Here is a 12,006-nt window from a genome sequence, read left to right as displayed (position 1 = left end):
GATGGTCATTGCGCGGGTCTTCCAGGTCTGCAAAGTATGCGAGCAAGCTCGTTTCGGGTAGCATGGCAGCCTCCTTGTCGTTTGGCTGCCATTGTCCTACATTAGAGTTTCACATGCGATTGCCCTATGAGTCTAACAGATTGGCGGAGGCCCTACAAGGGCAATTGTCAAACGTCAGGCACCTCGGATCGCCCCGGCAAGCTATCCAGGCCTGCAGCGTACCTCTGGCAAAGGCGTGTCAGGTGCTTTGCGTGTTACAGCCCGGCGAACAGATCGCGCTCCACCAGGCGCCCGTCCTTCACCTCCGGCCAGGCGCGGTGGAAGGTCTGCCAGCCCAGCACCTGGCGCACAATGATCCTGGGCAGCGGTAACCCCAGCCCGCCCGTCTGCTGGCTGGCGTGGCAGGCGTAGGCTTCCAGCGCAGCGTCATACTCAGCGCGTACGTCCAGCCGGGTATGGATCGGCAGCGAAGCCTCCAGAATCGCCTGTATATCGAGGTCGCGGTTGCGTCCCATCCGGCGCGGATCGCGCCCCAGCAGGCGGGCCAGAGCAACAGCAACGCGGATCATCGCCCGCGGGATCAGCATGTAGTACAACCTGGCCGGCCGGTATGGTGTCAGGCCGCTAGCGATCTGTTCCGGATACCGTTCTGCTTCCCCCGCCTCGTGGAAAGCGCGGACCGCAGCGCGGTGAATAGCAATGTGATCGGGATGGCCGTAACCGCCATACGGATCAAACGTCACAATCACCTGTGGCCGCACCTCCCGGATGATGCGGACAATCTGGCCGGCCAGCGCTTCCTGATCGGCCTGCCACAGGCTGTCCGGGTGCTGGTTGGCCGGGTCGCCCATCATGCCACTGTCGCGGTAGCCCAGCGTAAAGACCCGCCGGATGCCCAACTTCTCCGCCGCGCAGGCCAGCTCATTCAGGCGCAGATCGGCCACCGAGGCAAAACCGCGCAGCAATTCCGACGGCACATCCCCCAGATCGCCATTGGTGGCGCAGATCAGATACGTCCCCACTCCCTGGCGGGCGTAATGCAACAGGGTTGGGCCAAGGCCGAACGTCTCATCGTCCGGATGGGCAAAGACAGCCAGCAGCCGCTTTTCAGGCATCGATGATTCTGGTAACACGGCAATCTTCCTCTGCAGTATCGCTGCACATTTTCGGGGTTCGGGGCTAACCTGCTATAATCGCCCCTGACAGCCTGGAGAACGGGGCGCTGATAGCACCCTGGAGCATAAGCTTACCCCGGCAAGCCCCAGGTTCACAGCGCTCAGTGGCTGGCTACTGCCTGAAGACAATGACCCTGCAGACCATCTACCTGATCCGACATGGCGAGGTTGACGGCAACATCCTGTTGCTGGATCGAGAGGTCACAGTGACAGAATTCAACCACATGGTCGATCATGTGGCGCACGAGGCGCTGAACGCACGGGGAATCGCCCAGGTGCAGGCTACTGTAGCGCGGCTGGTCGGAAGGGGGCTTGCCTGCCTGTACTGCAGCCCACTCCTGCGTACCCGGCAGACAGCCAGCATCCTGGCGGAAAGCCTGCATCTGCCCGTGATCATCCGCGACGATCTGTACGAAGTACTCCCGGCACGCCTGCCGGGGCCGCCGGATCGGCGGCTGAGTCTCAAGCGGGCTTACCTGCGTTCCGGGTTGCGCCTGCTTAACCCATTCACCCCTGACACCGAAACTGCGTTACAGGCCTTCCTGCGCATCCGCCGCGCCTGGGAGGCAATGACCACCGAAAATCGGGCAGACTTCGGCGTAGTCGGCCACCAGGGCATCTTCCGGCTGCTGTTCCTGTGGCTGAAGATTTCGCCGCGCTGGACGCTGCTCCATAGCGATACCCGCAATAGCGGCGTCTCGGTCGTCGCCCGCTGCTACTAGCGGCTTGCCCCGGCAGATCGGCCAGCCATTATGCCCTCTGAATCGCTCCTCCCCGTCTGGGCGCGCCGTACCCACCCACTGGTTCGCCGTCACATCCATACCCTCGGCGCAACCGAAACGCCCGATGCTTCCCGGCTGTTACGCATGCTCCTGATCCAGATCGGGCTGGTATTCATCTCCCTCCCCGGTATTGCCCTGGCCAGGCTCAACCTGTCGCATCCGCTGATGCTGATGGCCTTGCTGCCGATTCTGGCGGCGGCCTATGCTCTGACGCTGGCCGCGGTCATCCTGCTGCCGGTAGGTTTTGTGCTGTATGCCCGGCTGCTGCTGGGCGTCAGCCGGGCCGCCGCCAGTACCATTCTGGATGAGCGCCAGAATGAGACACTGGAGGTCCTGCGCACGACGCCGCCCAACTTGCGGGAGCTTCTCCTGGGCCATATCGCCGGGAGCATCTGGCGGCATGCAGCGATGCTGAACCTGCTGCTAAACCTGGCGTCCGTCCTCAGCCTACCGCCGATTGCCCTGCTGCATGGCACGCTGTGGTTCCCGGCGGAACATCCGCTGCTCATCCGGCTGGCCATCGTGGCCGGGCTGCTGACCAGCCTGATCCGCCCGCTGCTGGAGCTGGTTATGGCCGGGGCGCTCGGGGTGCTGGCCGGAGCAACCGTTTCTTTCCGCATCGCCGGGACAACCTGGGCCGCACTTCTGCTGGGCGCATACTTCCTGCTGGTCAACCTGCTGCGGCTGTTACCGCTATCCGCGCCGGTCCGATTACTGGTAGAGATCGGGCTGCCGCTGGCGTTGCCGCCGCTGATCACTGCGGGCGCGCTGGCCGCCGCCGAGCGCATGCTGACGTCCGCTTAGCCACCCAGGGCGGCCTGCCGGTAAGCCTCCATGTCGATCACTGTCCCCTCCACGCGGGCCTGTTCCGCGGCAAAGGCCAGCAGATGGCTTTCCAGCGCGGCGCGAGCGTCGGTCAGCGGCGCCTGCCCTCCGCCGCGCAGCGTCGCTACGAACGCCGCCATCAACCCCTGGTCGCCACCGCCATGCGCACCAAGTCTGACCTCTGGCCGGATGATCTCCGCCGCGCCGGTCAGATGGTCGTGGATGCGTATCTCCTGCCGCAGGAGCATGAACTCGCCGAACAGGGTCGCCCGCGTCCCGTCGATGCGCAGCGTGCGACCTTCTTCGTGGCTGTGCCCATGCATGAAGAAGCTGATTGTTGTGCCTGCCTCAGTCTGCATGGTCACGATCTGGTTATCTACCACATCGTTGTCGCAGCGGTAGACACAGCGGCCATAAGGCCCTTCTTCCAACGCACGCCGGATCGACTCGCGACGCAGGTCGCCGTTGGCCAGCGTAGACATCGGCCATTCCAGGACCTGTCCTAGATCGTAGTTATCCGGCAAGCCCATCTCCCGCGCCATTGGCCGCCAGGGGCGATAGTCCAGGTAGATACCCGGCGCGGAAAACGGGCACGACACTTCGACCGGGCAGCCATCGGTGCAACGCGCCGGCACGTCCGGGCGCGGGGCCTGATCGGCGCGGAAGTGACGCAGCGTCCCGACCGAACTGAGACGGGTTACCTGCTCGGCCAGAATCCAGTAGATCAGGTCGAGATCGTGGCAGGACTTGGCCAGGATCATCGGACTGGACTGATCGGCGCGCCGCCAGTTACCGCGCACAAAGCTGTGCGCCATATGGTAGTAGGCGACATTTTCGCGATGCTCATACGTCACCACATCGCCCAGCCGCCCGCTCTGCACGATGTCATGAACGGTACGGAAGAAGTCCGTGTAACGCAACACGTGGCAAATCTGCAGCAGCCGCCCGCTGCGCTCCGCAGCGCGGACCAGCGCCGTGCAATCCTCCAGTGTGGTCGCCATCGGCTTCTCCAGCAGCACGTCATAACCCGCTTCCAGCGCCGCCAGCGCCGGGGCCACATGCTGGTTATCCTGCGTGGCGATGATCACCGCGTCGGCCAGCCGGGGCTGGCTGAGCAGCGGCTCCCAGGAGGCGTACTGCGCCTCCGGCGGCAGGTCATGCTGACCGGCGAAGCGCGCCCGGCGCTCTGCGACCGGCTCCGCCACCGCCACGAACTCCAGGTCTGGATCGTGCTCCAGCGCGTAGCGTCCGTAGACATCCGTCCCGCGCTGCCCGGCGCCAATCAACGCCAGTTTGAGCTTCTTCACCCTGCTCCTCCTTCACCTCGTACCGCACATCAGCCGCCAGCCTGCCCGCTGGACATAATTCACCGGTTGAAGCGCCCGCCGCGCCCGGCTACACTTAGGACGCACGGGAAAGAAAGGGTAGGCTCAATGACCGGCGAAATCACCAGACGACTTGTGCAACGCCAGTTTAGCCAGCACGCCGCCGCCTACGTCACCAGCCCCACGCACGCCGCCGGCGCAGACCTGGAGCGCCTGGTCGCCCTGGTCGATCCACAGCCCGGCTGGTGCGTTCTGGATGTGGCTACGGGCGGAGGGCACACCGCGCGTATCTTTGCGCCGCACGTCGCCCATGTGATCGCCGCCGATCTCACCCTGGCCATGCTGCAGGCCGCCCGGAAGCATCACCGGCAACTCGGCCTGGCCAACATCGCCTATCAGCAGCTTGACGCCATGGCGCTGCCCTTCGCCGCTGAGGTGTTTGATCTGGTGACCTGCCGGATCGCCCCGCACCACTTCCCCAGTATTCAGCAGTTTGTCCATGAGGCAGCGCGGGTCACCCGCCCCGGTGGGCTGGTAGCCATGATCGACCTGATTATGCCCACAAATCGCAAAGCTGCCCGCTATGTGAACGCTTTTGAGCGTCTGCGCGATCCCAGCCACGCCTGGGCCTTCAGCCTCCCACGCTGGGAGGGCATGTTCAAAATCGCCGGGCTGGAAATCCTACACAGCGAAGCCTACGTGGAACGCCATCGGCTGGCCGAATGGGCAGCGCGGATGGGCTGCGCGCCTGACACAGTGACCCGCCTGCGGGCGATGCTGATCCAGGCACCAGAGAAGGCCGCTGAGTGGCTCCAGCCGGAGCTTTTCCCCGGGGGTGGGGAAACCTTCCTGATTCACTATGGCTTGCTGCTGGGTCGCAAGTAGCAGGCCGGTGCGCTGCAACCGGCGATCCTGAGCCTTCTGACTACACGAATATCTCACTCTCTGCGGACCAGCCCTTGCAGCAATGCCGCCGCCCGTGCCGGGCCGCCCAGCCGCGCGAACTCCGCCGCCAGCTTCTGCGCTGTAGCGCGTACGCCTGGATCCGTCGCCACCGCCCGGATGCCGGGCAGCAGCTTCCCCTGCCGCACCTCCAGGGCGCTCAGGCTGATCCCGACTTTGGCCTGAGCAACACGCCGCGCCTGCCCGCGCTGATCGGCGGCGTGAGGCACCACCACCTGTGGCAGACCGTGTACCACCGCTGCGTGGGTTGTACCCATCCCACCATGATGGACAATCACGCTCAGCCGCGGGAAGACATGGTCAAAATCAACCCAGTTGAGCAGGCGTGTGCCCGGCGGCAGCGCGGCCACCAGTTCCGCTTTTGGCCCGGCTTCCAATGGTCGGCCTAGCACCACCAGCGGCACCACCCCGATCCGGGCCAGCGCCCGGGCAGCCCAGCTCAGGAAACCGAGATCGCCGGTAAAAACCGTGCCCAGCGTCACCAGTCCCAGTGGTGCGCCGTCCAGCGCCCGCAGCCAATCCGGCGGATCGCCCTGCGGCGGCGCGGGCATTCCACCGACGAACTGCGTCTGCGGCAGAATCTCCGGGTCGGATTGATGCCAGTAACGGGAAAAATAGCTGATGTGCAAGTGCGGGCTTTGTACGGCGGGTGTTGGCCCCTGTGAGAAGTTCGCGCCCTGCACGCCAAAATGTCGCGCCAGCCGGGCGATCCGCTCCCGTGCCTCCGCGGCCAGAGTCACCTGGATCGGCAGCAGAGCGTCCTCCGCCGGGGCAGGCAACGACGGCCACCCGCAGACCGCCAGCGGGACATTCAGCGCCTCCGCCGCCAGGGCGGAGGCCGCCAGAAAAGGATCAGTGACGATCACGCCCGGTCTGCCGCGCACTTCTGCCAGCGCCAGCAGCGCCTCCACCGCCGGGATAATCAACGCCTCGGTCAGCCAGGTATCCAGCGCCCGGCTATAACGCAGGCGAATCGCCTCTTGCGGTGGCAGGCTTGTCAAATCAGGCGGCGGAGGCAGCGGCCACAGCCAGCCTGTCTGCGAAATGGTAGCGAAGGGCAGCCCGGCTGCTGCGATGGTACGCGCCACCGGCGGCCCGCTGATCCACAGCACGTGCTCGCCCATCGCCTGAAGCGCCTGCGCCGTCTTGAGGTAGCCGCCCCAGTCCAGATGGCCCGGCAACGGCGCGGAAACGAACCAGAATTCAGCCATACAATGACTCTGCCACCAGCGCTCTGATCAAAGCGACAGGCCGGGGAGCGCGAACTCACCGCGGTCAATCAGCCGTACCGTCCGTAACACTGCCGCAATCGTCTTGGCGTCTTCCATTTCGCCGCGATCGATCAGTTCCAGCAGTTCGCCGAAAGGCATCCGCACCACTTCCAGAAATTCGTCATCATCCCCCTGCAACGTCGAAGGCTGCAGGTTGGTGGCTACAAACAGGTGGATGTATTCGCTGCTGTAGCCTGGCGCCAGGAAGATGCCGCCGATGCGCGTCAGGCGGCCAGGGAATAGCCCGACCTCCTCCTGCAGCTCCCGGACGGCGCAATCATACGGATCTTCCCCCGGTTCCAGTGTCCCCGCCGGGATTTCCAGTAATGTTGTGCCTGCTGGCAACCGAAACTGCCGCACCAGCGTGATCTGGCCGTTATCGTGCAACGGCACGATCGCCACTGCGCCGCCATGCCGAATCACCTCCCGGACGGCCTCCGTGCCGTCGGGCAGGCGCACCGTTTCCAGATACAGGTTAACCACCCGGCCTTCGTAAATCGTCTCTGTTTGCAGCACACTCTCGCGCATGGACATTCGCCTCAACAATAATGAGGGCGACCGCGTGGTCGCCCCGGAAGTCCTGAGGTTGGCCGACGCCAATGGTTACCGGCAGGGGATCACCAGTGTGTCGCCGGCGCGGATCACGTTCACGTTGCTGATGCCGTTGGCGTTGCGTAGAGCAGCCATCGTCACGCCATAACGCAGGGCGATCCGGTACAGGTTCTCGCCCGGCTGGATCAGGTGCGTCCCGCAGGTGCCTTCGCCCAGCGGCGGCGCCTGGCCGGGGATACCCGGCGTGGGCGTCAGGTTGCCGCAACCGGGGATAACCAGCTCCTGCCCGACACGGACAACCGCTGAATTAGCCAGACCATTTGCCCGTGCGATGTCGGCAATGGTCACGCCGTAACGCAGCGCGATCCGGTAGACGTTCTGCCCGCGCTGAACCACATGGACACAATCCGACGTCGCCAGCGCCGGGGCGAGCGGTGCGCCGGGGATTGGCGTCATGGTGACTGGCGGCAACACCCCCATGGCTGTCGCCGTCATCGTCTCGCGGATGTACGCTGTCTCCGTGGCGCCGATGATCATGGCTGTGGCCGTCATCTCGCCGGCCTGCAGGTTGGATGGTTCCAGAGCAGGCAAGGTAGCTGTCGCCACCACGAATTGCTGCGCAGCCACCTGGGTATTGCGGGCCGCCTGCGCCTGGGCGATCAGGGCCGTCGCGGTCATCGCTGCCGCGCTGACCGGCGTCTCCGTCACCACGATGACCCCCGGCTTGACCGCGCCGGCGTCTGCCGGTGCTACCAGAGCAGGCGTCTCTTCCACAATAACCTCAGCCGTCGGCACGATTGGTGTAGGCAATCCCTGAGGAAAAACAGGCGTCTCCGAGGGGATAAGCGGTGTTGGCGTAGCGGGCACGATCGGGCCTTCACCGATGGGCGTGGGCGGAATGCCCTCCCCGCCCGGCTGAAAGCAACCGCTCAATGCCAGCGTCACAGCTAACAGCACCGGCATCAATCGCAAGGAGCGCAGGACCGTATGCATGCAACGCCTCCCGTGGACACGGCTCGGCTGATAGTACGCCCCTCCTGCCGCCAGCAGGAGCACAGACGCACGAAATCGACCGTGAAGTTATGCGACAGTCTACCATCAGGCCGGGCCTGGGGCAAGCGTCGCGTGGCCCAGGTGCGTGGCTCCCTCCCTCTCTACCCGCAACCACATCACCTGATAGGCATCAAGAGTCAGGCGGATACCGGCTGGTTCCCAGTGCACGGAGCGCCGACTGACCAGATCAGTCAGCACCGCCGGGCCTTCACCACCCAAATCAGCTGATTGTAACACAACCGCCTGGGATGCGCCGGAGACATTGTGGAGGGCAACGATCCGCGCTGCACCGTCGGGTGCTGTGCGACGGATGGCAAAAACCGCCGGGTTGAGATCAAGCACCTCCTGCGCCCCATTTGGATGAAAGGCCGCCTGCCCGGCCCGGATCCGCAGCAGGTCACAGTAGCGGTGGAACACCTGATGGCGCAACGTCCTCGGATCGGCCAGTTCGCGTTCAACTGTTTCGTAGTCCAGCTTCTCCCGGTTGATCGTCCGGGCGCGGCCAGTGAGGGCCACGCCTGCCGTCCAGTTGCGGGAACCAAGCAGACTGTGCAGATAGATGCCGGGCACACCCTGACAGGCCAGCATGATCGCCTGGGAAGCCACAAAGCGCCGCGCCTGCTGCACCGGATCCGGTTCCGCCGGGTCGATGATCGCATCCACATAGGTCACGTTCAGTTCGTATGGACTGCGGGAGCCATCGCTATTTGTTTTGTAGGAGACCTGGCCACCGCGCGCCACCGTCAACTCCAACAGTGCGGCGATCTCCTCCTCACTCAGTAACCCGGTTGCCGGGCGCACGCCGATGCCATCGTGCGAAGCCGTAAAATTGAAGAAGGTTGTGGTATCCGAAGCTTTCCGCAGAGTACGCGCCCAGCGTGTCAGCGCCACAGCGCTACCTGTGTGAAAGCTATGCAACACCAGGGGCGGCAGCGAAAACTGGTAGACCAGTTGCGCTTCGTCCGTTCCATCCCCGAAGTAAGAGATATTCTCATCGTGTGGAACATTGGTCTCGGTGATGATCAGCACATCTGGGGCCATATAATCCAACACATCCCGGATTAGCTTGACCACCGCATGTGTTTGCGGCAGATGAATACAGGAAGTACCGATTTCCTTCCACAGGTAGGCAATGGCGTCCAGGCGGATCAGGTTCGCGCCGCGCGTCACATATTCTAGAAGCACCTGCAGCATCGCCAGCAGCACTTCTTCGCTGGCAAAATTCAGATCCGCCTGGTCGGCGCTGAACGTCGTCCAGACGTACTGTTCACCCCTGGCCGTCTGGAAGGGTGTCAGTAGCGGCGTGGTGCGCGGACGGGTTACAGCAGAGAGATCGGTCGCCGGATCAACCGTAATGAAGAAATCGCGGTATGGCAGCTCACCGGCTAGAAAACCTTTGAACCATGCGCTATGGACTGAGGTGTGGTTAATCACCAGGTCAAACATCAACCGGAAGTCGGCGTTGATGCGGCGCACATCCTCCCAGTCACCCAGCGCCGGGTCAACCTGCAGGTAGTCGATCACAGAAAAGCCGTCATCCGATGAATAGGGGTAAAACGGCAGGATGTGCACAGCACTGATGACATCAGCCAGGTATGCCCGTAGCATCGCCTGGAGTGTCCGTAAGGGTGGCTCGCCCGCTCGCCGTAGCAAGTCCCCATAGGTGATCAGTACGGCATCCCGTTCGGAAACGCGTCCGGCTGGCGCCCAGCAGGCCGGACGGGGCTGATACCCGGCCAGCATCGCCGCTAACCGGGGCCATAGCGCCTCCGCCCGGGCCTGGCCATACAACAGTCTCAACCGAACCATGGCGCGCAGGCGCAGATCGTCAAGAGTAATTGCCATCGATACAGTCCCTTCCTGCAGAGAGGTAAACAAATACCATCCAATAGCGGTGGCTGGACACGTCTGGAGAGGATAGCCCAAAACGTTTTGGGCAACTCTGGTACCATTATGACATAGAGCGGCAGGCAAAAACCAGCGAGCAGTGCTACTCCCTGATTTTGCCTACTAAATGGAAGGAAAACACCCCCATGCGCATTGGATTCGTCTCAACAAGGCTGGCTGGCGTGGACGGTGTCAGCCTGGAAACTGAAAAGATGGGAACTGTTTTGCAACGGTTGGGCCACGAGACGTTCTATTGTGCCGGTGAGCTGCACGAGTCTGTCCTGGAACGTGGACGGCTGATCCCAGAAATGCACTTCCGCCATCCTGAGGTACAGGCCATTCAGGATGAGGCCTTCAGCTCCCCCCATCCACCTCGATCGCTGTTCAACCGACTCTATGAGCTGGCCGACCAGCTCAGGGATGAGTTAAGCCATTTCGTGCAGCAATACGGGATCGACCTGCTCATCTCCCAGAATAGCAGCACCATCCCCATGAACCTGTCGCTGGGCGTAGCCATTCACGATCTGGTAGCCCGGACGCGCATCCCCTTGCTCTGCCACCACCACGACTTTTACTGGGAACGTGAGCGCTTCATGACCCATGGCATTCAGGATGTGCTGGACACCGCTTTTCCACCCAATCTAGAGCCGATCGAGCATCTGGTGATCAGCACCGTTGCCCGCCGTGAACTGCGCGCGCGAACTGGCATCCAGGCGACCTACCTGCCCAATGTCTTCGACTTTGCCAATCCGCCCGCGCCACTGGATGAGTACAGCGCAACCTTCCGCCAGGACATCGGCCTCAGCCCGGACGACCTGCTCATCCTGCAACCCACGCGGGTGATCCGTCGCAAAGCCATTGAGAAAGCTATTGAGCTGGTGGAAAAACTGGCCGATCCACGCGCCGTACTGGTCATCACCGGCGACACCCGCGACGAACCGGGCGGCTATGGCGAATGGCTGGCCGAGCAGGCCCGCCGCGCCGGGATACGCTGCCTGTTCGTCGCCGAATGGGTGGGAGATACCCGGGGGACCCAGCACGGCCACAAGGTTTATAGCCTGTGGGATGTCTACCCGCACGCTGATCTGGTTACCTACCCCAGCGTGATCGAGGGCTTTGGCAACGCCCTGATCGAGATGGTGTATTTCCGCAAGCCGTTCGTCGTCCACACCTATCCGATCTACCGCGCCGATATCCGCCCGACCGGCATCCGCGCCATTGAGTTCAATTACGACATCACACCGGAAGTCATTGCCCAGGTGCGCGACCTGCTGGCCGACCCAACCCGGCAGGCAGAAATTGCTGAGCACAACTACGCTATCGGCCAACGCTACTTCTCCTACGAAGTGATGGAGGACACGCTGCGCACCGTGCTCAAGCGCTTCAGCGCCTAGCGAACGCGACAACGAAGACGCCCGGTTCTCGCGCCGGGCGTCTTGATCTGTTCTGGGGCTTGCGCAGCAATTCAGCCGCGCAGTGGAGGCCGGAATTTGTAGCCGTAGACAATGATCCCGTTGCGACCATCAGTGCGCAGCTTGCGGGTCACCATTTCAACCCGCATCCCGATACTGACAGGCCCTTCGAGATCGGTCAGCTGGGCGAGGACAGTCGGCCCGTCATCCAGCTTGATCAGCGCCAGCGTATAGGGCGCCTGATCCTCAAAGCCTTCCGGCGCGTCGGTCACCACCGTATAGCTAAGCACGGTCCCTTTGCCGCCGGAAGTAAACGGCTGCTTGACCCCGGCAGCTGGCAACTGTTGAGCTTGCTGCACCATTCAGGCCCCCTGCCTACCGGGCAGCGCGCACGAATTCAACAGTGGTCGCCACACCGCGCGGCGCGCGACTTTCAAACGGCTTGGCTTCGTCAGTCCGACTCTCACAGTAAGGGCAGTACTCGCGTGGCGGGAAGATGTTGGCAGCGCAATGCGGGCAGGTCACGCCCTGCAACGCATAGCGCTGGGAATTCAACCGCCAGTGACGTGGAATGTGCATAATCCGTTTCCTCCTGGCCCGCACTACTGAAACCTCGCGGGCTGCGATGTTGCAATCTGGGCCACATTATCGGGCATCACGTCTCTCAAAAGCTATCAGGCTAGGATTTGAGAGCTTTTTCACAGGTTTTGATAGCTGGCGGGCAAACAGCAAAAAGCAGCGCCTGGCACCCGGCACACCGT

General features: G+C 63.1%; 12 protein-coding genes. 4 read left to right on the top strand and 8 right to left on the bottom strand.

All coding sequences use genetic code 11. The annotated features are described in order from the left end of the window. Positions 1-254: 254 nt before the first annotated feature. Positions 255-1,115: a GlcNAc-PI de-N-acetylase gene (locus HPY64_05175; GenBank protein NPV66522.1), complete on the bottom strand. Its 861-nt coding sequence runs from the start codon at positions 1,113-1,115 to the stop codon at positions 255-257. A 188-nt stretch (positions 1,116-1,303) separates the two neighbouring features. Here HPY64_05175 and HPY64_05170 point away from each other — a divergent pair, with 188 nt between their 5' ends. Beyond that, positions 1,304-1,897 carry a histidine phosphatase family protein gene (locus HPY64_05170; protein NPV66521.1) on the top strand — a complete coding sequence of 198 codons (594 nt, stop codon included), beginning with the start codon at positions 1,304-1,306 and terminating at the stop codon, positions 1,895-1,897. 30 nt (positions 1,898-1,927) lie between these two features. Beyond that, positions 1,928-2,761 carry a hypothetical protein gene (locus HPY64_05165; protein NPV66520.1) on the top strand — a complete coding sequence of 278 codons (834 nt, stop codon included), beginning with the start codon at positions 1,928-1,930 and terminating at the stop codon, positions 2,759-2,761. Here the strand turns inward: HPY64_05165 and HPY64_05160 are convergent. After that, the gene (locus HPY64_05160) at positions 2,758-4,089 is read right to left on the bottom strand and encodes a Gfo/Idh/MocA family oxidoreductase (GenBank protein ID NPV66519.1); all 1,332 of its coding nucleotides are present in this window, start codon (positions 4,087-4,089) and stop codon (positions 2,758-2,760) included. The two genes, HPY64_05165 and HPY64_05160, sit on opposite strands and share 4 nt — an antisense overlap. A 126-nt stretch (positions 4,090-4,215) precedes the next feature. Here HPY64_05160 and HPY64_05155 point away from each other — a divergent pair, with 126 nt between their 5' ends. Next, positions 4,216-4,992: a class I SAM-dependent methyltransferase gene (locus HPY64_05155; GenBank protein ID NPV66518.1), complete on the top strand. Its 777-nt coding sequence runs from the start codon at positions 4,216-4,218 to the stop codon at positions 4,990-4,992. Positions 4,993-5,045: 53 nt separating this feature from the next. On the opposite strand, the gene HPY64_05150 is transcribed toward HPY64_05155, so the two are convergent. The 4 genes from HPY64_05150 to HPY64_05135 all read right to left on the bottom strand — a co-directional run bounded on the left by HPY64_05150 (position 5,046) and on the right by HPY64_05135 (position 9,791). Next, positions 5,046-6,281, bottom strand: a complete 1,236-nt coding sequence (locus HPY64_05150) for a glycosyltransferase family 1 protein (protein NPV66517.1) — start codon at positions 6,279-6,281, stop codon at positions 5,046-5,048. A 27-nt stretch (positions 6,282-6,308) separates the two neighbouring features. Next, positions 6,309-6,875, bottom strand: a complete 567-nt coding sequence (locus HPY64_05145; protein NPV66516.1) for an NUDIX hydrolase — start codon at positions 6,873-6,875, stop codon at positions 6,309-6,311. A 69-nt stretch (positions 6,876-6,944) separates the two neighbouring features. Continuing rightward, positions 6,945-7,886: a LysM peptidoglycan-binding domain-containing protein gene (locus HPY64_05140; GenBank protein NPV66515.1), complete on the bottom strand. Its 942-nt coding sequence runs from the start codon at positions 7,884-7,886 to the stop codon at positions 6,945-6,947. A 105-nt stretch (positions 7,887-7,991) separates the two neighbouring features. Further along, positions 7,992-9,791, bottom strand: a complete 1,800-nt coding sequence (locus HPY64_05135) for a sugar phosphorylase (GenBank protein ID NPV66514.1) — start codon at positions 9,789-9,791, stop codon at positions 7,992-7,994. 188 nt (positions 9,792-9,979) lie between these two features. Between HPY64_05135 and HPY64_05130 the strand changes: the two genes are divergently transcribed. After that, complete coding sequence (locus HPY64_05130; protein NPV66513.1) at positions 9,980-11,227, top strand: glycosyltransferase family 4 protein; 1,248 nt, start codon at positions 9,980-9,982, stop codon at positions 11,225-11,227. A 71-nt stretch (positions 11,228-11,298) separates the two neighbouring features. Here the strand turns inward: HPY64_05130 and HPY64_05125 are convergent, their stop codons facing one another. Both HPY64_05125 and HPY64_05120 read right to left on the bottom strand, forming a co-directional pair. Continuing rightward, positions 11,299-11,607 carry a Zn-ribbon domain-containing OB-fold protein gene (locus tag HPY64_05125; protein ID NPV66512.1) on the bottom strand — a complete coding sequence of 103 codons (309 nt, stop codon included), beginning with the start codon at positions 11,605-11,607 and terminating at the stop codon, positions 11,299-11,301. A gap of 13 nt (positions 11,608-11,620) precedes the next feature. Then, a complete protein-coding gene (locus HPY64_05120) occupies positions 11,621-11,824 on the bottom strand; it encodes a hypothetical protein (protein NPV66511.1) in 204 nt (67 codons plus the stop codon). Positions 11,825-12,006: the final 182 nt, after the last annotated feature.

The organism is Anaerolineae bacterium (assembly GCA_013178165.1).
Taxonomy (GTDB): domain Bacteria; phylum Chloroflexota; class Anaerolineae; order Aggregatilineales; family Ch27; genus Ch27.
Note: the sequence above shows the minus strand (reverse complement) of the source record. Positions and strands in the feature narration are given on the sequence as shown.

What these genes read in the sequence shown, in the direction of transcription:
- HPY64_05175 (NPV66522.1), bottom strand. Translation starts at nt 1,115, where the DNA reads ATGCCTGAAAAGCGGCTGCTGGCTGTCTTTGCCCATCCGGACGATGAG.
- HPY64_05170 (NPV66521.1), top strand. Translation starts at nt 1,304, where the DNA reads ATGACCCTGCAGACCATCTACCTGATCCGACATGGCGAGGTTGACGGC.
- HPY64_05165 (NPV66520.1), top strand. Translation starts at nt 1,928, where the DNA reads ATGCCCTCTGAATCGCTCCTCCCCGTCTGGGCGCGCCGTACCCACCCA.
- HPY64_05155 (NPV66518.1), top strand. Translation starts at nt 4,216, where the DNA reads ATGACCGGCGAAATCACCAGACGACTTGTGCAACGCCAGTTTAGCCAG.
- HPY64_05150 (NPV66517.1), bottom strand. Translation starts at nt 6,281, where the DNA reads ATGGCTGAATTCTGGTTCGTTTCCGCGCCGTTGCCGGGCCATCTGGAC.
- HPY64_05145 (NPV66516.1), bottom strand. Translation starts at nt 6,875, where the DNA reads ATGTCCATGCGCGAGAGTGTGCTGCAAACAGAGACGATTTACGAAGGC.
- HPY64_05140 (NPV66515.1), bottom strand. Translation starts at nt 7,886, where the DNA reads ATGCATACGGTCCTGCGCTCCTTGCGATTGATGCCGGTGCTGTTAGCT.
- HPY64_05135 (NPV66514.1), bottom strand. Translation starts at nt 9,791, where the DNA reads ATGGCAATTACTCTTGACGATCTGCGCCTGCGCGCCATGGTTCGGTTG.
- HPY64_05130 (NPV66513.1), top strand. Translation starts at nt 9,980, where the DNA reads ATGCGCATTGGATTCGTCTCAACAAGGCTGGCTGGCGTGGACGGTGTC.
- HPY64_05125 (NPV66512.1), bottom strand. Translation starts at nt 11,607, where the DNA reads ATGGTGCAGCAAGCTCAACAGTTGCCAGCTGCCGGGGTCAAGCAGCCG.
- HPY64_05120 (NPV66511.1), bottom strand. Translation starts at nt 11,824, where the DNA reads ATGCACATTCCACGTCACTGGCGGTTGAATTCCCAGCGCTATGCGTTG.